This window comes from Microbacterium sp. H6, assembly GCF_003314775.1.
GTDB lineage: Bacteria > Actinomycetota > Actinomycetes > Actinomycetales > Microbacteriaceae > Microbacterium > Microbacterium oxydans.
Genome location: NZ_QOAY01000287.1, coordinates 1 through 331 on the forward strand (window position 1 = coordinate 1; position 331 = coordinate 331).

Below are 331 nucleotides of genomic sequence, written 5' to 3' on the forward strand. Positions count from 1 at the left end.
GGTGCTGATCGACGCGTCCGGCCTGCCGCACGCGCCGCAGCTCACACGGCGTGAGCTGCGGGAGCGCGGGGAGTAGAGCACGCTCCCGGCTCCGTCCGGCTGAAACGGAGACCATGTGTGCCGCGCCCGGCGAGTCCCCATCCGACTCGCCGGCCGGGCGTCATTCGGTCTCCGTTTTCGCGGAGGATGCTCGCGAAGGGAGTGTGGGGCTGTCGCGGAGAGAGTGTGGGGCTGTCAGCTCAGGGTGATGCCCCAGTGCAGGGTCCAGGTCTCGTCGGGGTCGAGGCGCCGGATGCCGAGGCCGCTGTTCAGCGCATCGGCGGGGGCGGGC